Consider the following 25,342-nt stretch of genomic DNA (forward strand, 5'->3'; position numbering starts at 1 on the left):
ACCCAACTGTCGTGTGGCGCAGAAGTAGTAGTCCGAGTGGGGGTACTGCCAGTACCTGCTCGAAGACCCGGCCGCGAGATACCTCGTCCTCAAGCCTCAACTAAGCCCCCACATCACCGAGACACCGCTACGCGGTCGTCGCCGTACTGATCAGCCGGTAGGCAACGACCGTGACGATGACGGTGAGGAGGATCGCAACCGTATAGCCGTCAGTATAAGCAACGGTCGCGGTTCCGAGCGGTGGCATGGCGAGCGCACCGATGCCGCCGGCGACGTTGAACACGCCGATAACGGCCGTGTCCTTCTCGAGGGAGTAGGTCTGCATGAGCAGCGGCACGTACAGCGTTGCACAGCCGCCCAGGCCGAGGCCGATCAGGACGATGCCGGCGGCCAGCAGCGACGCGCGGGGCGGGAAGAAGAGGATGAGCCCGACGGCGGCACAGGCGAGCGAGCCAAGGAACGCGCGTCGCGAGCCGACGTGGTCCGCGAGGTAGCCGCCGCCGATGCGGGAGACGATACTGACCCCGCCGATGAGACCGAACGCAGCCGATGCGCCCACTGCGGTCAGCCCGCGGGCAGCAAAGAGGTCGACCGCGTATGCCGCCAGCAGCTGGTACCACGCGAACCCGAGGCCCATGCCGACGAACAGCAGCCGGAACGTCCGCGTGCCAGCCAGTTCCCCGACCCACTCAAGGAGTTCGCCCGCCGTCGCCGTCGACGGCGCAGCCCACTGCGGGCGGCGACACGTCAGCCCCGCGAGGCTAAACGCCACCGCGGTGACCCCCATAATCACGAGGAACCCGCGCCGGACGCCGACGGCCGCGAAGCTCACCTGCCACAGCGGCGGGAGCACGAAGAGGCCGAGTCCGTTGCCCATGAATATCAGGCCGGTCGCAGCGCCGCGGCGGGCCTCGAACCAGCGCGGAACGACCGAGGTGATGAGGACGAACACGGTGCCGAGCGCCAGCCCCAAAACCGCGAAGACGACGGCCAACCCGAGGTACGAGTCGACGACGTACAGCGACGGGGCGAGCAGCGCGGTCGCGCCGGCAGACGCGAGCAGGACCCAGCGAGCCGGCAGCCGCGCGGCGAAGACGCCGACGAGCCCGGAGCCGATAAAGAAGGTAAACAGCATGAGCGAGAACACCGCCGACAGCGTGAGCGGCGAGACGGCGAACGCCTCGCTGAACGGCCCCCGAAACACCCCGTAGGACAGCGGCGTGCCGAAGGTAAAGACCATCGCGATCGCGCCGACGCCCGCGATGAGCCAACTGCGACGACCGTCGGGCGCCTCGCCGGAAGCGGCCTGCACGAACGGGAACTCTACCACGACCGGAGGAAAACGTTCGGATTGCGGCGACCCCGCCCTCGGCGAGCGGCGAAACCGCTCCGTGGGAGCGCACGCGGCGTCTCGCTTGCTCCTTTCCGCACTGTCATGACCGCGGCAGCCGAACGCTCCGCGAGCCATGGGAACAACGCACAACCGACAGTGGCGGCTCGCGAACAGACCGACCGGCGAGCCGACGGCCGACGATTTCGAACTGACCGTGGATCCGATCCCCGAGCCGGGACCAAAGGAAGTCCTGGTCCGGACCGACTACCTCTCCGTCGACCCGTACATGCGCGGGCGGATGCGCGAATCTGACTCGTACGCCGACCCGTGGCCCGTCGGCGAACCGATGCGGGGACGGGCCGTCGGCACGGTCGTCGAGTCGAATCACGGCACATTTGAGGCCGGCGACACCGTCTTCGGCAACCTCTACTGGGCCGAGTACGCGGTCGTCGACGGCACCGAACTCGAACCCGTCGACACGGGGATCGCCCCGAACTCGACGGCGCTCCACGTCCTCGGGATGCCCGGTCGGACCGCCTACGTCGGGACGGTTGACGTCGGCCGGATCGAACCCGGCGATACGGTCGTCGTCTCTGCCGCGGCCGGCGCGGTCGGCTCCGTTGCCGGCCAGATCGCCCGGATCGCCGGCTGTCGTGTGGTCGGGATCACGGGCCGGGACGAGAAGGCCGACTGGCTCACCGACGACCTCGGCTTCGACGCAGCGATCAACTACCGAACGGCCGACCACCTCTCGGCGGCGGTCGCCGACGCCTGCCCACGTGGCGTCGACTGCTACTTCGAGAACGTCGGCGGCGAGGTGAGCGACGCCGTCATGGATCGCCTGGTCGACCACTCGCGCGTGGCGGTCTGCGGAAAGATCGCCCTCTACAACGCGGAAGCCGGCGACGACCGACTGCGCGGACCGCGACGGCTCCACCAGCGGACCCGAACCCGCGTCGAGGGGTTCATCGTCAGCGATCACGCCGATCGATTCGACCACATCAACGCGCGACTGCGGCGGTGGGTCGAGGACGACCGGCTCCGGTATCGGGAGACGGTCACCGACGGCATCGAGACCGCCTCCGACGCGTTCTTGGGGCTGTTCGAAGGGACGAACGTCGGGAAACAGCTCGTCCGGATCGACGGGGAGTGAGCCGGCTCGAGCGAGCGGACTGGCCTCGAGACGCCCGATCCCTACGGGACAGAGCGCTCTCGAGGGCGCTGGAACCGGACGACAGTACACCTCCATTGGGAGCTGGTGTCAGGACCGATGAGAGGGGGCGTGTCGACAGCCATCGGGAGAACCGATCAGCCTAGTTGGCTGCTTCGGCGACGGCTTGCTCCGGCTGCGACTGCTCTGTGGCTTCGTTCCGATCCGCGGGGTAGCCAGCGTCGAGGCGCCAGCCGTCGAAATAGTCGATCAGGAAGGCGGCGTCGAGAATCGTCATCGGTTCTCGGTCCGTCGACGCATCCGGTCTGTACCGTAGGATACACCGTGCGTATTCACTACCGGTTGGCCGTGGATTTGAGAGTCAGACGCTGTGCACTCGGCGGTCTCGCGCGACTCTAGCAGCGACAACACACTCGACTCTGAGACAAATTGACAGTGATCGTTCTTTATTGAATAGAAAACACGAATGTGGCACAGACTGAGAGGTGGTCTGCAAAGAAAAGTGATCGCTTCCTGTTTACCGTAGCGCTGTAAACCTGTGGGTATTGACGAATTTGCTTGTGACTTCAGACTGAGCGATCGAGACTGACTCCTCGAATGAGAACGCAATGGCAGTTGGCGAACCAGCGGCACCGAGTCCGGCTGTTCCAGCAGCGCCGACACCAGCGACTGGCCTCACTGATCTCGTATTCACCGCGACTTGAGGGCTGCACCAACTCACACGCTGAGAAAATCGCGGGCGTGAACGTATAGCACGTGCGGTCACCTCATACATCTGTAACAGAGATCCGTAACAGACATCTTCTTTCCTGCCTCCTCCAGTGGTTCTACAGGAGAAGTAGGCCGAGTGCCTCGAGGTCATTCGAAAATCAAAGATTTCCGTGATGACGAGAATCGAAGATTCTCGAACCACTTGACCCCAAGGTGGTTCACTTGATGTCTCCATCCAAACTATTCAGACGACACCACGAGTTAGACCAATGTAACTGGCGATTCGACAACCACCCAAATCCCCACTTTCCTGATCGCCACTTCCACGAACCACCGGATGCCACGTCCGAATCAGCAACAGCACCGTGCATTCAGGTGTCTGAACCGCGGTTAGCTGAATTGAGGCGCTAATGCCCCTTTCTCAGCGAGCGCCGAAGGCGCAAGCAAAGAGGGATACAGCGTTCGTGAATCGCCTCGGGGTCAGGCGGTTCGAGAGAGCAACCCGCTCTCGTCATCAAAGAAAACAGAACAGGCAGGCCGCAATCGGTAGTCGCCGAACTTACATCATGCCGCCCATGCCACCGCCCATTCCGCCCATTCCGCCACCCATGCCACCTGGTCCGCCAGCGGGTGGGCCGCCGGCATCGTCGTCATCACCGGCGTTGACCTGGCCACCTTTGAGGTCGCCAGCCGCGATGACATCGTCAATACGCAGGAGCATGACGGCTGCCTCGGTGGCAGAACCGATAGCCTGCGTCTTGACGCGTAGCGGTTCGACGACGCCGGCCTCATCCATGTCGATGACGTCGCCAGTGGTTACATTGAGTCCGGCAGTCGCCGTGCCGGCATCGTGCTGGCTTCGAAGTTCGACCAGCGAATCGATCGGATCGAGTCCGCCGTTCTCAGCAAGTGTGCGTGGAATGGTTTCCAGCGCGTCAGCGAAGGCTTCGACTGCCAGTTGCTCACGGCCGCCGACGCTGTCGGCGAACTGGCGTAACTCGAGCGCGAGTTGGGCCTCGGGCGCACCGCCGCCGGGGAGTGCCTTGCCGTCCTCGAGCGTAATGCGAACGACACCGAGACTGTCACTGATCGCGCGTTCGACTTCGTCGACGACATGCTCGGTCCCGCCGCGAAGCAAGAGCGTGACGGAGGCAGCGTCCTCGACATCCTCGATGACGAGTTGCTGACTGCCACCGACATCCTGCTGTGCGACGCTGCCGGCAAAGCCGAGATCGTCGGTTTCGATATCGGAGACGTTGCCCACAATTTGGGCACCAGTCGCGCGAGCGATCTGCTCGGCGTCACTGGATTTGGTTCGGCGGGCTGCCAGAATGCCTGCGTCGGCGAGATACTGCTGGGCCAAATCGTCGATGCCGTCCTGAACGAAGACGACATCAGCACCGGTATCGACGATCTCGTCGACCATCTCACGCAGTTGTTTCTGTTCGCGGTCGAGGAACTCCTCAAGTTGGTCGGGGTTGGTAACGTTGACGTCGGTATCGATCTCAGTTTCAGCAACTTCAAGCGAGTCGTCAATCACAGCGACGGACGCATCCTCGGCGAAGTACGGCATACTGTCGGAGACACGCTCTTTGTCGACGACGACCCCATCGATGAGTTCGGAGTCCTCGATTGCGCCACCGACGAGCGTCTCGACTTTGATGTTGTCCGTGTCGACACCAGTATCATCAGCAACACTAGTGACAGCACCAACGACGAGTTCAGCCAGTCGATCTTTGGCGTTCTCTGCGCCCTTACCGGTCATCGCCGTGGCGGCGATCTGCTCAAGGGTGTCGGTATCGTTGGCATCAACATCGATTGCGATCTCCTCGAGAAGCTGCTTCGCTTTCTCGGATGCCTGTCGGTATCCCTGCTCGATCGACGTTGGGTGGACATCCTGCTCGAGGAGATCCTCAGCCTGACTGAGGAGATCGCCGCCAATGACAACGGCGGAGGTGGTGCCATCGCTGACTTCTTCTTCCTGTGTCTCTGCAACCTCGACGATCATGTTGGCCGCAGGATGGTCAATCTCCATCTCCTTGAGGATCGTGACACCATCGTTCGTCACGACGACGTTACCCGCCGATCCAACGAGCATCTTGTCCATCCCTTTGGGCCCAAGCGTCGTTCGAGCTGCCTCGGCGACAGCTTTCCCTGCAGTGATGTTCATCGACTGTGCGTCATCGCCCGAAGTTCGCTGACTCTCCTCGGACATGATAACCATCGGCTGGTCGCCCATTCGTTTTGCCATAACAACCAGCGGATTGTTTGAGGTTCTATATACATGTGTTGCTATCGGCCGAATATGAGTTTGAAATGCTCAATACATTATTCGGAACAGGTTCATTGCGGCTGGCGATCTCAAGGACGGTCAGACCAACGTGGTAGTGACGACGACGCAGGCGGCCCGCCTGCTGGTGGTCCCGGCGGTATGAGAGGTATGATATGAGTTTCTGCAATGGAATAGAAAACACTATGAATATCGTTTCGATCATCCAATCTGCGGACCTTTAGCTTAGTCAGGTAGAGCCCTCGGCTCATAACCGAGTGGTCACTGGTTCGAATCCGGTAAGGCCCATCTCGTATCAATCCCATAGAATTGTGGGAGATGATTGTGTTCAACACTGACTTCCTCCTACGGCTGAAATCGTGGGGTTCCTGTCACAGACGGGGGTCCCACGAGCGGAAAGGTTCGCGGATTCGCTGGTTTGCGGTCGTCCTGTGCCTCGCTGAGCTTGAGGAGGACCTGATAGTGGCTGCTCCCTGTCCCATGTTCACTACGTCGAACAGAGGGACTTACTGACACTATTCAACTCAACCCAGATAGCAAACCGTGTCGGACAAATTACCTTTACAACCATCCTCGTAGGCCTTCTCGTCACGCTTGCCGGCGTACCTAGACAGGTCAGGGCGAGCATGTTCGCTGACCTGTCTATCCATCTTTAGGAGTTTCTAGGATAATATAAAATAATCATAAGTTAGCCTGGAATATTTAGTGTGGTATGGGTTCACAAGTCACAGGAGGCGAACTTCGAAACGTGAGTAGACGTCAATTCGTAGCGGCGTTGAGCGTCGCAACAGGGAGCGTCCTCGCAGGCTGTTCGGACGGGAACGTTGAAGGACAGTCGGACTCGGACGAGCCTCCCGAACCGGGTGATCGGATCACAGACGCACGTCGTATTGGTCCGCGCGACGTCAGCGACTTCGGATACAAGGATCTGTGGGGATACCGAAAGCGACAGGCAGTCGAAACGCTACTCGCAGACCCAGCGGTGAACGACGTGGCAAGCGATTGGATTGCAGCGTTCGAAGCCTACGATCCGCTAACCAATGATCTCGATGCCATCAGTATCCAGGGAACGACCGGAATGAGTGTCGATGGGGGCCGTGAATCCGGAGAATTTGAGGTCACAGCGGAGCAACGGCAGGTCGCTTACGGTCTCGTCGATCGGCACACAGAGGAACTACAAGCACTCCACATCACCGACCCGATCGATGTAACTTGGAACCGCGACTATCCGGATGAAGAGGGACGTCAACGCCACGAGTACGTCCTCGACCACGACGAGGTCTGGCAACACCTCGAGGGGAATGACTGGTATCCCATGGAGAAGGCGGCGGAAATCATCACTGCCTACGGCGACTACGCCCACGGGGAGGTCTCGCCCGCGATCTACTACGTGATGCAAGACGGCGAACTCAACGTCGTAAGCACGTTCATCAACGTCGCGGGCGACGATATCGAACTCCTGGACGTGGTCCTCATCGAGGAGTTCGTCGAACATTCACCGCAGCAACTCGCAAGAGAGATGAATCCGGACGGAGAGACGGTTCTCGGAAGCGTCCCAGAACCGCCGATGCTGCAGCGGCCGCAGATCACCGCACCGGAAGGATACCACCGCACCGAAAACGTCGACGAAGTCATCGAGGACGCGGAGTGGTCCGTCGAGTGGTCGGGTCCGCGAACCGTCGGTGCGGAGGTCAGCGCGACCTACAACGGCAAACCGGCGTTCGAGTACATTGCACCGGTAAGCACGTCGACCGGCTACGCCCTTCCGGAACGGAACGGCCGCAACACACGCGAGTTCATGTTTCCCGACAACGAGCCCGTCTTCAGTGGGGAACTGCTCTACTGGGACATCCACAGCAACGACTTCGGTGGACCCGGTGTGCTCGGGACGACCGAGTACCCAGAGACCCCCGAGCACCCGCGCGGGTTCCGACTTCGGACGCACTTCCACACGGGCGCGATCCCGAACGCCCGTGACTTCCACTCCGGGCATCGGTTCGCCCCGTACAACTACTACATCAACTACGACTTCTACGAGGACGGCGTCTTCATGCCGGTCTGGCAGCGTCAGGGCCCCGGCTATGTGACGGAGTTCCAGACCTACCGCGACGAGGAGTACGGCGGGCCGACGATCTTCTACGTCTCGAAGTGGATAACCCAACCGACTCCCGGAACGGCAGACGGCATCGAGACACAGATTTTTGACGGGAGCGAGTGGACCACGCCGGAGACCGAGTTCTACCTTGAGGGCGACGAGGAGACGCTGGTCCGGTTCCGGAACCCCGATGGCCCCGAGAGCATCACCCTCGCGCTTGATGAGCTCAAGGAGGTTGTCGTCGTCCGCCCCAAGGAAGGCGAGATCGGCGAAGCCATCCGCGCCCTCGACCCGGAGACCGAGTTCGAGTTCTACCATCCCGCCCAGTACATCGACGACGAACCTATCCAGGGCGAGGAAGTCTTCGCCTGGCTGCTGATGGAAGGCCGACCGGACGAGGTGCCCCATCCGTCGGGACTGACCACGTACACGAGGCTCGGAGAGTTCACGCTCAGAGGATATTGACTGGAACACTCCGGACCAGTTACGTTCAGATCTGTCCGGTACCGATAGTAACCGTTAGAACTTTCTACTCGTAAATTGTTGCTGTATATAGTGGATCATCTCGACGAGATCTCCGTCGAGGAATTGCAAGATACCCTCGACAACGTGGAAGAAAAGAAGCCAACACAACGGTTGTTGGCGGCAATAGCGTACAAAAACGGTGTCACGCAGACTGAGCTAGCCAAGTGGTACGATGTTCAGCGACGGACAATTTATAGCTGGCTCAAGCGACTCGACACTGACGAGTCGCTTGAGCATGCTGTCACTGATGCTCATCGATCTGGGAGAAAACGAAAGCTCTCAAAAACACAGCAAAAGGAGTTCGAAGAGACTGTCCACCAATCGCCCAAGGAAGCCGGTATCGACGCGCCAGCGTGGACGCCGGCGCTCGTCCAACAGTATCTTGACAAAACCTATGATATCGAATATTCAATCCCGAGTTGTCGGCGGTTGCTCAAAGAAGCGGGATTGAGCTATCAAAAACCACGTCGTACAGCTGCCGAGTCTGATACTGAGGAGCAAGAAACGTTTCGCGAGGAACTCAAAAAAAGCGGCGGGAGATGGACGCCACAGTAGTCTGTATTGATCAAACCAAGAAATCTGTCCAAGTCGAGCCGCGTGCCGCGTGGTTTCCGCGCGGCACGCGGCCGTCCGTCGAATTATCTGGCCAACGCGACTGGATGTGTCTGCTGGGCGCGATCACCGAAGACGGTGATCGCTTTTTCTCTCGGTTCGAAGAGTACGTGACCGCCGCTCACGCCAAACATTTCATTCTCGAATTATGCCAAGAGTTCAAAGATGACCTGATCATCGTGCTGGATGGAGCGCCGTATTTCCAGGCGTCGGCCGTCACGGACCTCGCGGCCCGTGACGACCTCGCCTTCGTCACGTTACCAGCGTACTCTCCCGAGCTAAATCCCGTAGAGGAGTGCTGGAGACAACGCCAAGCTGCTCTCAGCAACCGATTCTTTGATTCGCTTACTGAACTCACAGCAGCGATCGACACCGCCCTCGACCAACTTATGGTTCCTGAGATGAGTGATTATTTCTAATGTCTACTATAGTTCGCGCTGCTCATCCGGGCTGAACGGGTCTGAGTACTCGTCCCAGTCGTCGCCCATCTCAGTATCCGAGAGGACACAGTCTTCCAGCCGCTCAACCAGCGAACTCTGGTCGAATTCGCGACCGATGAACACGAGTTCTGTCCCGCGATCACCCCACTGCTCGTCCCAGTCTTCCTTGATTCCGGGGCGGGCAGCAAAGTATTGCTCTTGTTCGGCCTTCGGGAGCGTTGCGATCCACGTCCCGTTCGGACCAGCCCGGACAGACTGGCCTGCTTTATCGAGTCCCATCGCGATGTCTTCGCGACCCGCCGACCAGAAAAAGCCCTTCGCGCGGACGATTCCGTCCGGGAGGTTGGCAAAGAGACGAGCAATTCGCTCGGGGTGGAACGGTCGGTCGGTGTCGAAGACAAAGGATGTGACGCCGTGCTCCTCGGCGGCTGCCTCGTGGTGATGTCCGTGCTGGAGTTCGCGCTTCCACCCGGCAGACTGGCTTGCCGCCTCGAAATCGAACTGGCCCGTGTTCAGGATCTCTTCGGGATCGACGGCACCGTGTTCCGTCCGGATGATCTTCGCTCGCGGTTGGAGTGTCTGCAATACCGCCTCCATCTCCGCCAGTTCGTCATCCGGGACGAGATCGCACTTGTTCAACAGGAGGACGTCGCAGAACTCGATCTGATCCATGAAGGCCTCTTCCGGGACGCGATTGTCCTGAGGATCGATCGAGTCGTCGGTGAGTGCCTGGCCAGAGTCGAACCCCTGCCAGAAACTGTGTGCGTCGACGACGCTAACCATCGTGTCTAGTTCGTAAACTCCCGTGGGGTCGAACTCCGCATCCTCGAATCCGCGAGCGAACGTCTGGGCGACCGGGATCGGTTCGCTGATTCCGGACGACTCGACGAGGAGATATTCGAAGTCTCGCTCTTCGGCCAATCGTCCCACCTCGTCAAGCATGTCCCCACGGAGCCGACAGCAGATGCAACCATTTGACAGCTCGATTATCTCCTCGTGTTCTGCGTGAGCTCTGACTCGCGCTCGACGAGATCGGCGTCGACGTTCACCTCCCCCATATCGTTGACAACGACTGCGGCGTTCAGTTCTTGCTCGCTGTTGAGAACGTGGTTGAGCGTCGTCGTCTTTCCGGCACCGAGGCTTCCACTGAGAATCGTCACCGGGATCGGGTCGTTGTTAAACGGCATACGATGATTATAAATTTCTATTATTAAAATAATAATTATTATGTTCTTTAGATCCAGTCATAACAGTTTATAATATCATAAGGGTCAATCTTAGTATGTGAGCGTCGTTAGCATTTCGGTGCCCGAAGCGTTACTCGAACGGATCGATGAGTTTGCCGACAAACACGGATATAGCGGCCGGAACGAGGTCGTACGTGAAGGCACACGGACGCTGTTTGAAGAGTTTCAGTCGCGAAATATCGACGACCAGCAACATATTTGTACGGTGACTGTGGTCTTCGAATACTGTCAATCTGCAATTCAACAGCGTCTCACAAGAGTACGCCACGAGTACGACGCCATCGACCTCACGGAAAGCCACAGGAGTCTCACCCTTGACGACTGCTCCGTGAAGACGCGGAATGACTAGGTTTACTGCCACGTTGGTGGCCACGGGCCTACTTTCTTCTCGACGTGTATCGCCACCGTCTGTAGCTCGGCCTCGAATGTCCTGCTGAAACGGGTTGATGAAACCATCCAGTTACTGTCGGGTCTTGGGTGGTCGTGATAAATACGCTCTGTACTTACCACGAGTTTCACTCTCAGTTCTGAATAAAGAAACCGTATTACCAACTACTGTTATTCTCCCTCCAGCCCAGTCACCGTCACGTCCCCCGTCTCCGTCGAAACCTCGAGTCGATTCGCTCCGTCTCCGACGACGGCTTCGATCAACGAGTCACCGGCCATCTCCGGCAGATCCTCCACGTCAGTGACCGTGATTTCACCCGTCTCGGTCGTGATCTCGAGCGTCAGATCGAGGTCGTCGGGAACGCGCAGGTCGACGGAGCCGGTCGACGTCTCGATCGCCGCATCGCCGTCGAGTCCGGGAAGCGACGCGGTGACGTCGCCGGTGTCAGTGACGAGTCGGTCGATCGACTCGGGGTCGTCGACGACGACGGCGCCAGTCTCCGTCGCTGCCGTGACGGTTCCGTCGACGGCCGTCGCGTCGACTGATCCAGTTTCGGTTCGCAGTTGTAGTCCCCCCTGGACGTTCTCCACGCCGATGTCACCGGCTTGCGACTCGATCCGTCGCACCTCGAGACGGTCGGGGACGGCAACGGAGAGGTCGAGCACCGGATCGGGTCGAATTCCGAAGACGGTATGCGAATCGTCTCGATCGACCGATACGTCGAGGATACCGCCATCGGTCGCCGTCGACAGTCCGACCGACTCGAGGTCGTCGCGACTGACGGCTGCCTTCTGCCCCTCGATGTCGACCGCATCCGTCGGCGTCGCGTGAACGTCGACGTCGCTCACGGTCGTCGAGACCGTTACCGCCCGCAGTTCGTCCGTGGCGTGCGTTTTCGTTACCGTTTCCTCGACGTCGCGACTGCTCGAGAGACAGCCGGCGACTCCACAAAGGGCACCGCCGGCGGCGCCGACCAGCACGGATCGCCGTGACGCCAGGCGTGTCATACGCGGCCGTACGCCGCCGAATACTATAATGGCGACCGTCACGGCGGACGACTGTCACGTTGGCTCGACAGTTCGGGAGACTGTACTCGTTTCTTTCCGGAGGGGAGAGACCGAAACACAGATTTAGGGTGGTGGACCAGTACCGTACGAACAGATGATTCGCGGCGTCGATTCCACCGGTCGCGCTCGCCGTGCCGTCGGCAGCCGCGAGCGAACGGCGTCCCGGAGCGGCGAACGTCAGGGTCGGGTCCGGCGTACCGAACCGTCCGTCGACAGGGTGATCGAATCGTGAGCGAACGCGGCGGCGTCACCGTCGTCGACGCGGTCGACGCCTATCTCCAGCGGAAGGCCGTCGGCGACCCGGACGGCCCCGGTGCCGGAACCTACGCGTCGAACGCCGAATCGATCCTGCGACGCTGGGCCGACTGGCTCGAGACCGAACACGGCGTCACCTCGCTGTTCGCCCTCGAGATCGACCACATGCGCGCGTACGCTGCCGAGTTGCGATCCCGGGCCGACCGCGGCGAGTACGCGGCGTCGACCGCCGGCACCTACTACGCGGTCGTGCGAGCCTTTCTCTCGTGGTGCGTCCGCGGCGGCATTCTGGAGTCGAACCCGGCCGCAGCCGACGCCGCCGAGTCCGCACTGCCGTCCGGAGACGACCGCTCCGACGGCGCGTTCTGGACCGCCACCCAGCGTCGACGCCTGCGGACGTACGTTCGCGAACACGCACTCGAAGCCACGACGGGTGAACTCGATCGAGATGAACGCTGTAGCCGCCTGCGAGAGTACGCGATGGTCGCGCTGCTCGCCCACTCCGGCGTTCGGGGCTCCGAACTGTTTCGCGTCCCCGACGACGAACGACGGACGGGTGCGACGTGGGAGGACGTCGACTTCTACACGGGGACGATCCGCGTACTGGGCAAGTCACAGCGGCTCGAGGACGTGCCGCTACCGGCACCCGCTCGGACGCCGTTGCGGCGCTACCGCGTCGTCCTCGATCCGCCGTCGAACGACTGGCCGCTGTTTCCGACCCGCCACGCACCCTCGATCGCCCGCCGCGTCGAGCGCGTGTTGGCGGACCGCGGCCACACCGAGACGGAAATCGACGACCTGCTCGCGGACACGACGGCGAGTCGACTCGCTCGAGAGCGCTCGATCGCCCCGCCGACGATCACCACCGAGGGAGCCCGCTCGGTCCTGAAGCGCCTCTGTAAGGAAGCGGACGTCGACGTCGACGGCGATTATCTGACGCCGCGGGGGGTTCGAGAGACGGGGGCCGACGGCGCCGACCAGTATCGACGCGAGGCGACGACGTCGAAACCCGCGCTCCGCGCGTCCGTACTCGAGCGAACGATCGCCGTCCCGGAATCACAGCCCCCGATCATCGACGTCGACCCGAGCGAGCGGGACGAGCGATCGGACCGGGACTGAGACGGAGTCAGCGAGTGCAGCTATTCCTGGTCACCCGGACCGTTCGTACGGCCTCGAGTTCTAAGGCGATCGCTCGAGAGACGAGTACGGACTCGCGTGCAGGCCGAGAACTGAGCGCGGTCAGCTAACGAGCAGCCAGAGGACGATGGTGAGCAGGACCGTAATCAGCAGGACGGTGGTGCCAATACTGGTTCGGAGGTGGATCGTCGACGGGCGACCGCCGTCCGCAGGGCGGCGTTCCTCGACGTCGACCATCGGCAGCCGACGAGCGGCCGCGTCGACCGCCAGGACGGGGTTGTTGCCGAGCCAGTAGCAGCGTTTGACGAAGCCGACGACTGCGGTGTCGACGGCGGCGTAGAGTTCGGTCGTCGCGAACATCGTCCAGCGGCCGAGGTAGTAGCCCGCCGGGAAGACGACCGTGGCCGGATCGGACAGATCGAGCTTCGAGAGCGGTTTGCGGACGACGACGAAGGTGACCACCGAGATCGCGGTCAGGATGCCCGCGGTCTCGAGGTGGCTCGGACTGTAGGGGTGGAGGTGGCTCTCGCCGCCGGAGTACTCGAAGGCGTGGGTCGACTCCTCGATCAGCGGCACGAGGTCGGCGAAGCCCTGCCACCAGACGCCGAAGAGGAGACAGGCACCGCCGAGACCGAACATCGCGACCGTCTGGCCGGGTCTGGCGTCCGGGACCGAGACGTCGCTCTCGCCGTGGAAGAAGACGTAGTAGCCGAGTTTGATGAACGAGAGCAGGGTCCCGATGGCGCCGAGGAACAGCAGCCAGTACAGCGCCTGATACTCCGGCGCGCCGTAGTAGCCCGGATCGGCCGCGTCGAAGATCATCCCCTTGCTGATGTAGCCGTTGAAGCCGGGGATGGCGGTGATCGAGAATGCGCCGAGGCCGAACGCGATGGCGGTCAGGGGCATCTCGCGCCAGAGACCGCCGAGATGGTAGAGATCCTCCTCGCCCGTCCGGTAGATGACGACCCCGACGGCCATGAACAGCAGGCTCTTGAACAGGATGTTGTTGAACAGGTGTCCCAGGGCGCCCGCGGTGGCGAGGCTGGTCCCGATCCCGATCCCGGCGACGATGTAGCCGAGCTGGGCCTGAATGTGGTAGGAGAGGAGGGCGCGCATGTCGTGTTGGAGCAGCGCGAACGTGGCGCCGTAGACGGACATCAGCCCGCCCATGTACGCCAGATAGAGGTGTCCCTCCCCTTCGGGGAACGCCCGGAACAGCACGAACGCGCTCGTCTTGGTGGTGAACACCGAGAGGAATACGGACGCCGCGAAGTGGGGCCGAGGGTAGGTGTCGGGCAGCCACGTGTGGAGGCCGATGAACCCGACGTTGACGCCCATTCCCAGTATCGCCAGCAGCATCGGGAGTCCGTCGGCGATCCCGGCGTGGTCGGCGTAGAGGAACGAGCCGACCTCGACGTAGTGGGCGACGACGGCGAGCAGCACGATCACGCCGCCGGTGCCGTGGAAGATCGCGTAGCGGAAGCCGGCCCGGACGGCGTCCCCGCCGTACTGCCAGACCAGCAGCGTGCTCGTCACCGCCATCAGCTCCCACATGAAGACCAGCACGAGCCAGTCGCCCGCGAACGCCGCCCCGATCGACGAGGAGACGTACACCAGCGCGAAGGCCGTCATCGTCCGGCTCGCCTCGCTCGAGTAGGCGTACAGGACGGAACAGGCCCCGAGGAAGCCGAGCCCGATCCCGACGAACCGGGAGAAGTCGTCGACGTAGAACGCCACCACGTCGAAGCCGAGGAACGTGCCGGCGAGGTAGCTCCCCTCGGGGACGAACAGCGAGATCGCCAGCACGACCGCGAGGCTGAGCGCGCCGAGGGCGAAGCCGGCGATCCGCGGGAGGGCGAGGACGAACAGCGCCGCCGCGAAGACCAGCAGCGGCGGATAGGCCATCGTCAGCAGATCGCTCTCGATCATTCGTCGATCACCTCCAGGGCCTCCTCGAGCGAGAGTCCCTGCAGCTGGTCGAACGAGTCGACGCCGAAGACGCCCTCGACGATGGTGGTCGCGAGCTCGAGGAAGACGGCGTAGTCGGGGCCGATCCCGAGGACGACCGCGCCCGTGACGATGACGGCGATCGGGGCCAGCATGAGCCACGTACTCTCGCCGAACGGCGAGCGGCGTTTCCAGCCGTCGGCCGGCGGGCCGCCGGTGAGGTGGTCGTCGTGGTCGCCGTGATGATCGACGGCGCTGACGTGTTCGCCGCCTCCGTCGCCGCGGTCGTCGGCGTCGATATCGGCATCGTCGGTGTCGTCGTCGGAGATCGTGTGGTCGCTCGGGAACCTGTCGACGGCGTACTCGTAGTCGTCGTCCTCGTCGTTCGGCGTTCCCCTCGTTTCACTCGGGTCGTCACCGTCGGAGCCGCGCTCCGACGTAGATCGCGAACCGTCTCCGGCTCGCTCACTTCCGGAAGACCCGTGGTCTTCCGATGTTCCCCTCGCTTCACTCGGGTCACCACCGTCAGACCGTTGGTCTGACGAGGATCGCGATCCGTCCTCGGAACGCGAAGCGTTCCGATGTGGATCGCGCTCGCTCCGCTCGCGCTCACCGTTGGATCGCTCACCCCCGTCAGCGGCGACGGATTCCGTCGAGCCATCGGCGCCGTAGGATTTGAAGATGCCACCCCGAGGGAACTCGAGGACCGGTTTGGCGTCGTGGCGGTCCTCGCTCTCGAAGAAGGCGGTGTAGACGACCGGCCAGAAGTACGCGATGTTGAGCACCCCCGAGAGAAGGAGCGCGGCGGCGAACAGCCAGTACTCGCCGCCCATGTAGCCCGAGCCGATCAGCATGTAGAACTTGCTGACGAAGCCGGCGACCGGCGGCAGCCCGGCCATTCCCGCCGCGCCGACGGTGAAGGCGGTCATCGTCAGCGGCATCCGTTTCCCGATGCCGGCCATGTCGCTGATGTAGTCGGTGTGGGTCTCGACGTGGATCGCCCCCGCACAGAAGAACAGGGTGAGTTTCGCGAACGCGTGGGCGGGAATGTGGAAGAGCGCGCCGACCATCGCGTAGGGGTGGAGCATCGACAGCCCGAGCACGATGTAGGACAGTTGCGCAGTCGTCGAGTACGCGAGCCGGCGTTTAAGGTGGTCCTTGCGCATCGCGATGATGCTCGCGGCGGTGAGCGTGAACGCGGCGACGACGGCGACCGGAATATTGAGTCCGACCTCGCCGATACCCGGAACGTCGAGCGGGAGATCGTGAATCAGTCCGGGGCCGTAGACGTCGAGGATGACGCGGGCGATGCCGAACGCGCCGGACTTGACGACCGCGACGGCGTGGAGCAGCCCGGAGACGGGCGTCGGCGCGACCATCGCGTCGGCCAGCCACGAGTGGAGCGGCATCAGCGCGGCCTTGACGCCGAAGCCGGCGATGAGCAGGAAGAAGGCCGCCTGTGCGTAGACCGGTTCGGCCTGGGCGGCCGTCGCGAGCGCCTCCATTCCGCCCGTTTCGAAGGCGACGGTCGCTCCCCCTTCGACGGACGCGGTGAGCCAGTAGATGATGACGGTGCCCGCGAGCAGGAAGACCCCGCCACCGAAGAACGTGTACGTGAGGTACTTCCGGCCGGCGATGCGGGCCTCGCTGTCCTCGTTGTGTGCGACCAGCGGATACGTCACGAGCGACAGCAACTCGTAGAAGACGAAGATCGTCACCAGGTTCGCGGAGAAGGCGATCCCGATCGCGGTCGAAAGGCTGGCCGCGAACGAGGCGAAAAAGCGCGTCTGGGCGTGCTCGTCGAGGCCGCGCATGTAGCCGGTCGCGTAGAACGACGTGAAGATCCAGAGGAAGCTCGCGAGCAGCGCAAAGAAGATCCCCAGCGGGTCCGCCCGCAGCGCGAAGTCGACCCCCGCGAGGAACTCGAGGCCGAGGGAGTCGCTCAGGCTCCAGGTGTAGACGGTGCCGGACAACACCGCGGGGAGCATGCTGGCGATGATGCCGAACTTGGCCAGCGCGGCCAGGACGGACCACCCCTCGCGCACGTTCGGCCGGCGATGCGAGGCGACGATCAGGACGACCGCGACCGCCGAGACCAGCACGGCGGCCAGCGGCCGGACGCTTTCGACCATCAGCCGAACACCCCCGTGAGGAACGGCTCGAGCAGGTCGGCGAACGCGCCGCCCGCGAAGCCGAGCGCGACCGCAGCCACGGCGGCGGCGACGACCATCGCGACCATACCGACGGAGACGTCGTGGGGAGCGCCCCTGCCGACGCCGTCTCGAGCGGGGCCGCCGTCGGACTCGAGGGAGCCCGACGTCGATCCGAGCGCCGCGTCGGGGGCGACACCGGCCGGGTCGTCGTCACCGCCGTCGGTCGCGACCGATCCCGACGGACGGGTCGACTCGAGCGGCGACGGCGGCGTGAAGTACATCTTCTCGAGCAGGCGGGCGACGTAGGCGAGTGTGAGCATGGTACTGAGGAATATCACGGCTGCAACGGGCCACAGCTGGGACTCGACGGCACCGAGGGCGATGTACCACTTGCCGACGAAGCCGACGCTCGGCGGAACGCCGACGAGCGAGAGCAACAGCACGGCGATCGTGCCAGCAGCGACCGGACGATGGGTGGCGAGACCGGCGTACTCGTCGACGGATCGGGCGTCGTAGCTCACCGCCACGAGCCCCACCGCGAGGAAGAGGCCGGCTTTCACCAGCCCGTGGCCGACGAGGTGTATCGCGGCACCGACGAACGCCGTATCGGCGCCGCCGGCGATGACGATCCCGTAGGCGGCGATGATGAGCCCGAACTGCGAGACGGACGAGTACGCCAACATTCGCTTGACGTCTCGCTGGATGACCGCGAGGGTCGTCCCCGCGAGGACGCTCACGCAGCCGACGGTGACGACGATTTCCCCGGCGTAGGGCATCGAGGCGAGATAGTCGACCCCGAAGACGGTAACGAGCACTCTGGCGAAGGCGTAGGCGGAGGCGGTCGAAACCAGCGCCGCGATCAGCGGCGTGACGCCGTCCGGAGCCTGCTGGTAGGCATCGGGCTGCCAGGTGTGTACGGGCCACTGGGCGACCTTGACAGCGAAGCCGACGAAGATGAAGGCGAAAGCGACCCGGACCAGCGTGGGCCGTTCGGCCGCCGGAATCGCCGCCGCGAGTTCGATCATATTGAGCGTCCCGGTCGCCATGAAGAGGAAGCCGACGCCGATCAGGTACATCGAGGCGGCGACGGTCCCCAGAATAAGGTACTTCAGCCCGGCGACCGCCGCCTCCGGCCCGTCGCCGCTCGAGATCAGCGCGTAGGTCGCGAGGCTCGAGATCTCGAGGAAGACGAACAGGTTGAAGACGTCGCCGGTCAGCGAGATGCCGAGTAAGCCGCCGACTAGCAGCAGGTACGCGCTGTAGAACGTGTTTCCGCGCGGGCCGCTGCGGCGCGTGTACGCGAGGACGCCGGCGGCGACGGCCGTCACGAGCAGGACGACGAGCATCGAGAACTGGTCGGCGACGAGTTCGATCCCGTACTCGCGCGGATAGTCGCCGAGGGCGTGAATCACCCGCCCGTCGCTGTAGACGACAGTCGCGAGGGAGAGCGCGCCGGCGAACAGCCCGCTAGTCGTGATCGCGGCGACCGACCAGCCGGACCGATCGTACCGCAGTCCGAGGGCGATCGGAAGCGTCGCCGCGACGATGGGCGCGACGATCAGCAGGGGAAGAATCAAGTCGACGCTACTCATCGGCACGCACCTCCCTGAGAGTGTCCTCGCGAAGCGTCCCGTACTCCGAGTAGATGCGGATGATCAGCGAGAGGCCGACCGCCGTCATCGCGATCCCGACGACGATGGCGGTCAGCACGATGACCTGGGGCAGCGGGCTCGCGACCTCGCTCCCCTCGTTGGGGACGATCGGTGCAGCTCCGCCCTCGACGAAGGCCATCGCGATGAAAAACAGGAAGATCGCCGTCTGAAAGAGGTTGACGCCGATCAGCTTCTTGACGAGGTTCTCGTTGGCGATGATCATGTAGATCCCGATTCCCATGAGGACGAACAGCAGCAGGTAGGCGTAGCGGTTCGCGAGCAGTTCAATCATCGTCGCTCACCTCCGCGTCGGTCGGACCGGGTGCCGTCCCGGGCGACTCGTTGGACCCGCTCCCGCTGCGGCGCTCGGGCGTAAAGCCCGAGGCCATCGCGAAGAAGAGGGTGATGACGACGCCGGAGACGATCAGCGCGATCCCGCCGATCTCGATGGCCTCCATCCCCCACTTGCCCTTGATCCCGAGCACGTCGTAGAACTGATCGTACTCGAGGAAGTTGCCGCCAAGCACGATCGTCGCCAGCCCGATGCCGGCGAAGATGACGACGCCGCCGGTGACGAGGCCGACGAGGAAGGAGTTTCGGAGCCACTGTCGAGTCGGGTCGATCCCGAAGGCGAAGGCGAGCATGAGGACGGTGACGCCGACGATGGCGCCGCCCTGGAAGCTCCCGCCTGGGGTGTCCGCCCCGTGGAGGACCATGAACAGTCCGTACGTGAGGGTGAACGGGGCGATGATCTTCACGGTGGTCATGATGACCTGGCTCTCGGTGTACGTGTCGTCGTAGGAGTCGGGCATCAGGCGAACACCTCGCGTTTCAACACGAGCAGCGTGGAGACGCCGGCGGCGAAGACGACGACCGCCTCGCCGAAGGTGTCGAACCCTCGATAGGCCGCGAGGACGGCGGTGACGGCGTTGTGGACGCCCGTCTGATCGTACGCCTCCTCGATGTAGTGCTGGGTGACGTCCTCGTTCGCCCAGACGGGCGCGGACGGATCGCCGACCGCGTACATCTCCGGCAGCACCAGCGTGGCACAGACGACGACGAACGCGCCCACGGCGACGACCGCCGGCAGGTCGATCCGCTCGAGGAGGCGATCGGTCGTCGGTCGGGTCGTCCGCGCGATCGTGAGCAACAGCAGGATCGTCGTCACGCCGGCGCCGATCGCGGCCTCGGTCATCGCCACGTCGGGCGCGAGCAGGAACGTGTAGAGGATCGCCATTCCGAGGCTGTACGCGCCGAAGACGATGATCGCCGACAGCACGTCCCGGAACAGCGCCGTCGCGACCGCGGTCGCGAGGATGAAGACGGCCAGCGTGTACGCGAACGCGCTCACCGCTGCTCACCTCCGTCGGTCTCCGCGGGAGCGTCGGCGTCGTCCGGTTCCTCCGCCAGCAGCGGCTCGACGCCCGTCTCCGCGGCGGAGCGAGCGATGGCGTGGGCCGCCGTCGGGTTCGTGATGAACACGAAAAACAGCAACAGGACGGTGTACACCGTCGCGTGCTGCCAGCCGAGTGCCAGCGCGACGCCGGCGAGGGCAAACCCCGCCCCGAGCGTGTCCGTCTGGGACGCCGTGTGCGCTCGCGAGTAGATGTCCGGCAGGCGAAGCACGCCCACCGCCGAGACGAGCGTGAAGAGCAGGCCCAGGCCGACGAGCGCGACGACCGCCCAGAAGCGGACCGTCTCGAGGGTCACCTGCAGCGGGGTCGTCTCGATCACAGCACCCCACCTCGTTCGACGGTGAACTTCGAGATGGCGACCGACATCAGGAAGTTCAACAGGGCGTAGATCAGCGCGACGTCGAGGAACCACGGCTCATCGAATCCCGCAGCGAGCAACGCGAGGATGACGACCGTGTTCGTCCCGAGGACGTTCACCGCCAGCAGCCGGTCCTGGGTCGTCGGTCCCGCGACCGCACGATAGAACATCGCGATCGCGAGGACGACGAACAGCGCCGCGGCGGCGAGGAAGACGTCCTCGAGCGACGCCGGCGTCATAGCTCGTCACCCCCGACGATCTCGGCGTCGTCGCGTTCCCGCGGCGACGCGATCGCGGCCGAGTCGCGACCGTAGAAGACGAAGCGGATGGCCCGCTCGAGGCCGCCGTCGAAGAGGTCGTCGCGGGCCGAGGGAATCAGCGTGTGGACGATCAGCTGCTGGTCGTTGGCCCGAACGGTCAGCGTCCCCGGTGTGAGCGTGATACTGTTGGCCAACGCGAGCAGCGGCAGGCCGCTTCGAACCCGCGTGTTGACCCGCGTCAGCGACGGCTGAATCGGCATCGACGGCCGGAGGATCACGGCCGACACCGCGAGATTGGCCTTGACGATCTCCCAGAGCAGGTACGGGACGTAGCAGACGAACCGAACAGCGCGCAACGGCGACAGCACCCGGTTCAGCGGGACCGAGAAGGTGACGTGTGCGAGCGAAATCGAGACGATTCCGGCGACCGCCGCACCGGTGACGAGATCGAACCAGTACGTCGGGTCCCCGAGCACGAGGAAGAAGCCGTAGGAGATACAGAACAGCGCGAACAGGCGGTCGAAGCTCTCAGTGCGGGATTGAAGCCGTCCGTGGCGGGCCGGCCGTTCGACCGGCGCCTCGTCGTAGGCGACTCCGACGGAGTCGAGTTCGCGCTCGAGCGGCTGGAGCATCGGCGCGGTGACGCCCGGATGATACTCCGGATCGAGCACGATCCGGTCGATATCGTGGTCGTCGACGTAGGTCCGAAAGATCTCGGCGTAATCGCGGGGGCCGAAGAGGTACTCGTCGGCACCGAGGACGGCGGTTTCGATCGTCACGTCGGCGTCTTCGACGTCCTCTTCGACCCAGTTCTCCGCTCGCGTGAGAAACGCCTCCGCGTCGTCGCGCAGACGCTGTCCCTCGGGGACGTCGTCGTCGTACGGCAGCGCGATCACCAGGTGGCACTCGAGCGAGTCGGCGGACTCGAGGCCGGACCGAACCGCGTAGCCGACCGTCTGCCGGACGGTCACCGTGTCCGACAGCGGTACGAGTACTCGTTCAACCGCCATGGCACATCCCTCCAGGTGACCGTCGGTAGATACTCATGACACTCGTCGTTAGTGGAGTCAAGCGGTAGCCGTAGGAAAACGATTTCGTTATCTGCCGCACAGTCCGCCGGTTCGCCGAATTTTTCCGCGTCCTTCCCGGTAATTCGAAACGTTTCACACCGCACTCGTGACGCTGGGCGAGGGGGAACTCGCCGACCCGAGGCCGCGATCGCTGACGACGGTTTCCCTGCTACCGGGGGTGAGGTTCTGGCCGATGAGATCGACGCACCCTCAGTACGAATCGAGCGTTCTCGCAGTTTCGGAACGCGGACGAACGTCAAAAAAATCGGCCTGCGGTGATACGATCGCTTCCCGCAGTCTATTCCGCGCCCGGCATCGGTGAAACGCGCACTCTGTCCTTACGGCGTGATCGCGGATTCCTGTTCGAGCTCCTGATCGACTTCAGCGAAGTTCGTCGCGGCCGTCGTGGCTTCCTGGTTGTTCACGTTCTGCGTGGTAACGTCCAGGGTCGCAGCAGTCGGGCTGTAATCGCCTTCAGATTCGGCTTCCACTTCCACGTCTTCTAACTCGACTTCGTTCTCTTGTTCGATGTCCTCCTGAATCTGCGTAGTCGTCGCGGTCGCTTCTTGATCGATCTCAGCGTCGAATTCGACGTCTTCGGCTTCCTGTTCGACCTCCTGGGCGGCGGCAGCGCCGGCAAAGCCGCCAACCATCAGGGTGCTGAGCAAAGCCAGCGTCAGTAGGGTTGCAAGTGTTCGCTTCATGTTTGATTATGCTCGGGCACGTAGAGAAAGACGGCGTCGCCGCTGGTAAGCTGGGTAAGCCTCCTGAGGCGGCGCCCCATTGCTGGGACCCACGCCGTCCCGCGTCTACGTTGCCCGAGTTGTGATCCCGTTGCTATCGGTATTAAACACGAGGCATAATTTCGTGAACAGCATGGAATTTGCTCCGTGAACATTGAATCCGTAAGTTAGAAAGAATATCTCCACGGTTTTTTACCCCTTCAGAGCACAACTCTGAGAGTATGAGTAGAAGAGAATTACCAGCGCTCTCTTCCTTAAACGGGCTTCAAATCAGCTACTGTATCAGAAATGTTCCTGATGGTGATCATCAGAAGAAATAACGGTAGGCGAGCGGGCATTAAGACGCTCTATTATACGAAATCACGTATGTTTCAGCAGGAGCGTGCGATATTCGCCGAACAGAGACGATAGACGGCCGATCAGTGTCAGGCGCCTATACTGAGACGGCTAAGCGGCATCGTCCAGTGGGCAAACATATAATACCTTTTAATATAAATCAGAGCATTGCTATTGTTCAATGAAATACGTTTCAGACGGACCGTCGGGCGACAGTATGTCTTGTCTCATTTATAATACCCATATATATTTTACCTAATAGCAGAGGAATACCCCGGAGAGGCTTCTCGGGGAGAGAGTCAATCAATTCCCGCCTCCTTGAACGCGCCGTTCGCGACAGTAGACGTCGGTCCGGCCAGCTACGGTTCGATCACCCGAGAACTATCCGGTCTCTGACGGCCACGACGACCGGGGGCGTCCGCTACTCGGCGAGGAACCGCCGTCGAAGATCGTGCGAGATGAGCGCCGAAAGTAGTCGTCGACGAACTTCTCGGAGGTAGCGAGGTGCCTGATTCCGATCTCGAGCGGTCTACCCGAACTGCTGCGTCCCGTCGGAAGCGACGTAAGCGATGAGAGCGGTCTCCGTGAAAAGTACGGCAATGTCGCTCCTCGCGCCGGAATCGTCATCGAGTACCGCTGCAGCGCAGTCCCCCGTTAGACGACGCCGCGCGCAGTCGATCGATACATTTACAACCATATTTGCAGTAGCGAAACTCGAGTTTATGTCACGGACGAACGAAACCGTTCACGATCGTATCGTCACCGCACGGAGTGAACTTACGCCGGAGCGACTCGCGGCCGGCCTGTTGCTCGTCGCGGCTCTCGGGTTCACGCTGTTGTTCCTGCAGGATCCCGTCGCTCACGACTCGATGCACAACTTCCGGCACGCGGCCGGGATCACCTGTCACTAATGCTGACTGACTACCTCGAGCGGGGCGTCCTCGCCGGCGCGGTCGCCGGCGTCGCCTACGGGCTCTACGTGGCGCTGGTCGCGAACCCGTTGGTCGAGTACGTGGAGGGACTCGGCCACGAGCACGCACACGAGGCCGGACACGCCCACGACCATGCAGCCGAGTCGGCACACGCGGTCGGCGAGACGACGACCGCCCTCGTCAGCGTCGGGAGCGGCGTCCTCTGGGGGATTCTCCTCGGCGGACTGTTCGCCGTCGCGTTTTACCTGCTCGAGCCGGCGCTGCCCGGGTCCAGAGCCGTCAAGGCGGTCATCCTGGCCGGCGCCGGATTCCTCACCGTCTCCGTCGCCCCGTGGCTCGTCCTCCCGCCGACGGCGCCGGGGGCAGAACAGACCGTCGGCACGGGGACCCGCGTCGCGATCTACGCCGGGATGATGGTCGTCGGGGCGCTCGTCGCGGCGGCGGCGATCCTCGGCTACGATCGCACGGCGCCCAGGAGTCGGCTCCTCGGTGTCGCCGTGGGAGCGCTGCCGGTCGTCGCCCTCGTCGCCGTCGTCTCGCTCGCCACGCCGACGGTCACCCACCACGGCGACCTGCCAGGAAACCTCGTCACGGCGTTCCAGGGGCTTACCGTTCTGAGTCAGGCCGCCCTCTGGCTGGTCGTCGCCGGGAGTTTCAGCTGGCTGCTCGGTCACGTTCGGCCGGCCGACGAGGCGACGCGGCTCGAGGACGAGTTGCTCTCCGACTCATGAAACGACGCACCGCGGAGCAGCGCGACCGACTCGCCGCACAGGTGTTCGTCTGTACGAACGAGCGCGACTCGGAGTACGCCTGCTGTGCCGAGGTCGGCGGACGGGAGACGCTCGAGGCCGTCAAATCCTGGCTGCGCGAGCGCAACGCGTTCTGGAGCCCGATCTCGGTGACCGAAACCGGCTGTCTCGGTCTCTGTAGCGAGAGCGGAACCGCGATCGCGATCCAGCCGCGCAACGAGTGGTACTCTGACGTCCGGCCCGAGGACGTCCCGGCACTCCTCGAGGCCGAGTTCGGCCCGAACGCCGACCGCGTCGGCGACGAGTACAACGGTCGAGTCGGCGAGGGCGGACCGGTCGCCGACGACTGATCCACGACTGGGACGATCGGCCACGGCAGACCGGCGCGGCAATCGATGGACGGTACCGGTGATTGTGGAACGGTCACACGACACAACGATTTTATCGCCGCGTTCC

The 25,342-nt window shown here is 63.1% G+C and carries 22 protein-coding genes, 1 tRNA gene and 2 pseudogenes; 9 read left to right on the forward strand and 16 right to left on the reverse strand.

Annotated elements, in window-relative coordinates; genetic code table 11:
* Positions 1-127: 127 nt before the first annotated feature.
* Complete coding sequence (locus ACSFC7_RS06165) at positions 128-1,240, reverse strand: MFS transporter (RefSeq protein WP_436347914.1); 1,113 nt, start codon at positions 1,238-1,240, stop codon at positions 128-130.
* Positions 1,241-1,466: 226 nt separating this feature from the next.
* Here ACSFC7_RS06165 and ACSFC7_RS06170 point away from each other — a divergent pair, with 226 nt between their 5' ends.
* Positions 1,467-2,486 carry an NADP-dependent oxidoreductase gene (locus ACSFC7_RS06170; RefSeq protein ID WP_436346857.1) on the forward strand — a complete coding sequence of 340 codons (1,020 nt, stop codon included), beginning with the start codon at positions 1,467-1,469 and terminating at the stop codon, positions 2,484-2,486.
* Between the two features lie 160 nt (positions 2,487-2,646).
* Here the strand turns inward: ACSFC7_RS06170 and ACSFC7_RS06175 are convergent, their stop codons facing one another.
* The 3 genes and pseudogenes from ACSFC7_RS06175 to thsA all read right to left on the reverse strand — a co-directional run bounded on the left by ACSFC7_RS06175 (position 2,647) and on the right by thsA (position 5,454).
* Entirely contained in the window at positions 2,647-2,781 is a 135-nt protein-coding gene (locus tag ACSFC7_RS06175) for a hypothetical protein (protein WP_436346858.1), read from the reverse strand.
* A 394-nt stretch (positions 2,782-3,175) separates the two neighbouring features.
* Positions 3,176-3,256: pseudogene (locus ACSFC7_RS06180) on the reverse strand (UTP--glucose-1-phosphate uridylyltransferase); the annotation flags it as partial.
* A gap of 518 nt (positions 3,257-3,774) precedes the next feature.
* The gene (gene thsA, locus ACSFC7_RS06185) at positions 3,775-5,454 is read right to left on the reverse strand and encodes a thermosome subunit alpha (protein ID WP_436347916.1); all 1,680 of its coding nucleotides are present in this window, start codon (positions 5,452-5,454) and stop codon (positions 3,775-3,777) included.
* A 265-nt stretch (positions 5,455-5,719) separates the two neighbouring features.
* Between thsA and ACSFC7_RS06190 the strand changes: the two genes are divergently transcribed.
* The 3 genes from ACSFC7_RS06190 to ACSFC7_RS06200 all read left to right on the forward strand — a co-directional run bounded on the left by ACSFC7_RS06190 (position 5,720) and on the right by ACSFC7_RS06200 (position 9,156).
* A tRNA-Ile gene (locus tag ACSFC7_RS06190) sits at positions 5,720-5,793 on the forward strand.
* 703 nt (positions 5,794-6,496) lie between these two features.
* A complete protein-coding gene (locus ACSFC7_RS06195) occupies positions 6,497-8,065 on the forward strand; it encodes a hypothetical protein (RefSeq protein WP_436346859.1) in 1,569 nt (522 codons plus the stop codon).
* Between the two features lie 90 nt (positions 8,066-8,155).
* Positions 8,156-9,156, forward strand: a protein-coding gene (locus tag ACSFC7_RS06200) for an IS630 family transposase (RefSeq protein WP_436346860.1) whose coding sequence is annotated in 2 segments (ribosomal slippage) — positions 8,156-8,648 and positions 8,648-9,156 — 1,002 coding nt in all. Because the reading frame shifts where the segments join, the coding sequence is not laid out codon by codon here.
* Positions 9,157-9,162: 6 nt separating this feature from the next.
* Here the strand turns inward: ACSFC7_RS06200 and ACSFC7_RS06205 are convergent.
* Positions 9,163-10,364: pseudogene (locus ACSFC7_RS06205) on the reverse strand (GTP-binding protein).
* Positions 10,365-10,461: 97 nt separating this feature from the next.
* Here ACSFC7_RS06205 and ACSFC7_RS06210 point away from each other — a divergent pair.
* Positions 10,462-10,773, forward strand: coding sequence for a CopG family ribbon-helix-helix protein (locus ACSFC7_RS06210; RefSeq protein WP_436346861.1), 312 nt, complete (start codon positions 10,462-10,464; stop codon positions 10,771-10,773).
* Positions 10,774-10,982: 209 nt separating this feature from the next.
* Here the strand turns inward: ACSFC7_RS06210 and ACSFC7_RS06215 are convergent, their stop codons facing one another.
* A complete protein-coding gene (locus tag ACSFC7_RS06215) occupies positions 10,983-11,819 on the reverse strand; it encodes a DUF4097 family beta strand repeat-containing protein (RefSeq protein WP_436346862.1) in 837 nt (278 codons plus the stop codon).
* Between the two features lie 288 nt (positions 11,820-12,107).
* On the opposite strand from ACSFC7_RS06215, the gene ACSFC7_RS06220 reads away from it, so the two are divergent.
* Positions 12,108-13,253, forward strand: coding sequence for a tyrosine-type recombinase/integrase (locus ACSFC7_RS06220; RefSeq protein WP_436346863.1), 1,146 nt, complete (start codon positions 12,108-12,110; stop codon positions 13,251-13,253).
* Positions 13,254-13,373: 120 nt separating this feature from the next.
* On the opposite strand, the gene ACSFC7_RS06225 is transcribed toward ACSFC7_RS06220, so the two are convergent.
* From ACSFC7_RS06225 to ACSFC7_RS06270, 10 genes are all read right to left on the reverse strand, one after another.
* Positions 13,374-15,200, reverse strand: coding sequence for a Na(+)/H(+) antiporter subunit D (locus ACSFC7_RS06225; RefSeq protein WP_436346864.1), 1,827 nt, complete (start codon positions 15,198-15,200; stop codon positions 13,374-13,376).
* Positions 15,197-17,350, reverse strand: a complete 2,154-nt coding sequence (locus ACSFC7_RS06230) for a proton-conducting transporter transmembrane domain-containing protein (protein WP_436346865.1) — start codon at positions 17,348-17,350, stop codon at positions 15,197-15,199. The genes ACSFC7_RS06225 and ACSFC7_RS06230 overlap by 4 nt, the downstream gene beginning before the upstream one ends.
* Positions 17,350-18,963 (reverse strand): monovalent cation/H+ antiporter subunit D family protein, encoded by a 1,614-nt coding sequence (locus tag ACSFC7_RS06235; protein ID WP_436346866.1) that lies wholly within the window; start codon positions 18,961-18,963, stop codon positions 17,350-17,352. The genes ACSFC7_RS06230 and ACSFC7_RS06235 overlap by 1 nt, the downstream gene beginning before the upstream one ends.
* Complete coding sequence (locus tag ACSFC7_RS06240; RefSeq protein ID WP_436346867.1) at positions 18,956-19,315, reverse strand: cation:proton antiporter subunit C; 360 nt, start codon at positions 19,313-19,315, stop codon at positions 18,956-18,958. Before ACSFC7_RS06240 ends, ACSFC7_RS06235 begins: the two co-directional genes overlap by 8 nt.
* Positions 19,308-19,835: an MnhB domain-containing protein gene (locus tag ACSFC7_RS06245; protein WP_436346868.1), complete on the reverse strand. Its 528-nt coding sequence runs from the start codon at positions 19,833-19,835 to the stop codon at positions 19,308-19,310. Before ACSFC7_RS06245 ends, ACSFC7_RS06240 begins: the two co-directional genes overlap by 8 nt.
* Positions 19,835-20,374, reverse strand: coding sequence for a DUF4040 domain-containing protein (locus ACSFC7_RS06250; protein ID WP_436346869.1), 540 nt, complete (start codon positions 20,372-20,374; stop codon positions 19,835-19,837). The genes ACSFC7_RS06245 and ACSFC7_RS06250 overlap by 1 nt, the downstream gene beginning before the upstream one ends.
* A complete protein-coding gene (gene mnhG / locus ACSFC7_RS06255; RefSeq protein WP_436346870.1) occupies positions 20,371-20,757 on the reverse strand; it encodes a monovalent cation/H(+) antiporter subunit G in 387 nt (128 codons plus the stop codon). Before mnhG ends, ACSFC7_RS06250 begins: the two co-directional genes overlap by 4 nt.
* Complete coding sequence (locus ACSFC7_RS06260; protein WP_436346871.1) at positions 20,754-21,035, reverse strand: cation:proton antiporter; 282 nt, start codon at positions 21,033-21,035, stop codon at positions 20,754-20,756. The genes mnhG and ACSFC7_RS06260 overlap by 4 nt, the downstream gene beginning before the upstream one ends.
* Positions 21,032-22,066 carry a monovalent cation/H+ antiporter subunit E gene (locus ACSFC7_RS06265; protein ID WP_436346872.1) on the reverse strand — a complete coding sequence of 345 codons (1,035 nt, stop codon included), beginning with the start codon at positions 22,064-22,066 and terminating at the stop codon, positions 21,032-21,034. The genes ACSFC7_RS06260 and ACSFC7_RS06265 overlap by 4 nt, the downstream gene beginning before the upstream one ends.
* Before the next feature lie 398 nt (positions 22,067-22,464).
* Positions 22,465-22,830 carry a hypothetical protein gene (locus tag ACSFC7_RS06270; protein ID WP_436346873.1) on the reverse strand — a complete coding sequence of 122 codons (366 nt, stop codon included), beginning with the start codon at positions 22,828-22,830 and terminating at the stop codon, positions 22,465-22,467.
* Between the two features lie 1,097 nt (positions 22,831-23,927).
* Between ACSFC7_RS06270 and ACSFC7_RS06275 the strand changes: the two genes are divergently transcribed.
* The 3 genes from ACSFC7_RS06275 to ACSFC7_RS06285 are packed head-to-tail and all read left to right on the forward strand — an operon-like array spanning position 23,928 to position 25,236.
* Positions 23,928-24,116, forward strand: a complete 189-nt coding sequence (locus tag ACSFC7_RS06275) for a CbtB domain-containing protein (protein ID WP_436346874.1) — start codon at positions 23,928-23,930, stop codon at positions 24,114-24,116.
* Positions 24,116-24,868, forward strand: coding sequence for a CbtA family protein (locus ACSFC7_RS06280; RefSeq protein WP_436346875.1), 753 nt, complete (start codon positions 24,116-24,118; stop codon positions 24,866-24,868). Before ACSFC7_RS06275 ends, ACSFC7_RS06280 begins: the two co-directional genes overlap by 1 nt.
* On the forward strand, positions 24,865-25,236 hold the full coding sequence (locus ACSFC7_RS06285) for a (2Fe-2S) ferredoxin domain-containing protein (protein WP_436346876.1): 372 nt from the start codon (positions 24,865-24,867) through the stop codon (positions 25,234-25,236). Before ACSFC7_RS06280 ends, ACSFC7_RS06285 begins: the two co-directional genes overlap by 4 nt.
* Positions 25,237-25,342 lie beyond the last annotated feature (106 nt).

Origin of the sequence: Natronorubrum halobium, from assembly GCF_051351675.1 — an archaeon.
GTDB lineage: Archaea > Halobacteriota > Halobacteria > Halobacteriales > Natrialbaceae > Natronorubrum.

What these genes read in the sequence shown, in the direction of transcription:
- ACSFC7_RS06165 (WP_436347914.1), bottom strand. Translation starts at nt 1,240, where the DNA reads ATGGTCTTTACCTTCGGCACGCCGCTGTCCTACGGGGTGTTTCGGGGG.
- ACSFC7_RS06170 (WP_436346857.1), top strand. Translation starts at nt 1,467, where the DNA reads ATGGGAACAACGCACAACCGACAGTGGCGGCTCGCGAACAGACCGACC.
- ACSFC7_RS06175 (WP_436346858.1), bottom strand. Translation starts at nt 2,781, where the DNA reads ATGACGATTCTCGACGCCGCCTTCCTGATCGACTATTTCGACGGCTGG.
- thsA (WP_436347916.1), bottom strand. Translation starts at nt 5,454, where the DNA reads ATGGGCGACCAGCCGATGGTTATCATGTCCGAGGAGAGTCAGCGAACT.
- ACSFC7_RS06215 (WP_436346862.1), bottom strand. Translation starts at nt 11,819, where the DNA reads ATGACACGCCTGGCGTCACGGCGATCCGTGCTGGTCGGCGCCGCCGGC.
- ACSFC7_RS06225 (WP_436346864.1), bottom strand. Translation starts at nt 15,200, where the DNA reads ATGATCGAGAGCGATCTGCTGACGATGGCCTATCCGCCGCTGCTGGTC.
- ACSFC7_RS06230 (WP_436346865.1), bottom strand. Translation starts at nt 17,350, where the DNA reads ATGGTCGAAAGCGTCCGGCCGCTGGCCGCCGTGCTGGTCTCGGCGGTC.
- ACSFC7_RS06235 (WP_436346866.1), bottom strand. Translation starts at nt 18,963, where the DNA reads ATGAGTAGCGTCGACTTGATTCTTCCCCTGCTGATCGTCGCGCCCATC.
- ACSFC7_RS06240 (WP_436346867.1), bottom strand. Translation starts at nt 19,315, where the DNA reads ATGATTGAACTGCTCGCGAACCGCTACGCCTACCTGCTGCTGTTCGTC.
- ACSFC7_RS06245 (WP_436346868.1), bottom strand. Translation starts at nt 19,835, where the DNA reads ATGCCCGACTCCTACGACGACACGTACACCGAGAGCCAGGTCATCATG.
- ACSFC7_RS06260 (WP_436346871.1), bottom strand. Translation starts at nt 21,035, where the DNA reads ATGACGCCGGCGTCGCTCGAGGACGTCTTCCTCGCCGCCGCGGCGCTG.
- ACSFC7_RS06265 (WP_436346872.1), bottom strand. Translation starts at nt 22,066, where the DNA reads ATGGCGGTTGAACGAGTACTCGTACCGCTGTCGGACACGGTGACCGTC.
- ACSFC7_RS06270 (WP_436346873.1), bottom strand. Translation starts at nt 22,830, where the DNA reads ATGAAGCGAACACTTGCAACCCTACTGACGCTGGCTTTGCTCAGCACC.
- ACSFC7_RS06275 (WP_436346874.1), top strand. Translation starts at nt 23,928, where the DNA reads ATGTCACGGACGAACGAAACCGTTCACGATCGTATCGTCACCGCACGG.
- ACSFC7_RS06280 (WP_436346875.1), top strand. Translation starts at nt 24,116, where the DNA reads ATGCTGACTGACTACCTCGAGCGGGGCGTCCTCGCCGGCGCGGTCGCC.
- ACSFC7_RS06285 (WP_436346876.1), top strand. Translation starts at nt 24,865, where the DNA reads ATGAAACGACGCACCGCGGAGCAGCGCGACCGACTCGCCGCACAGGTG.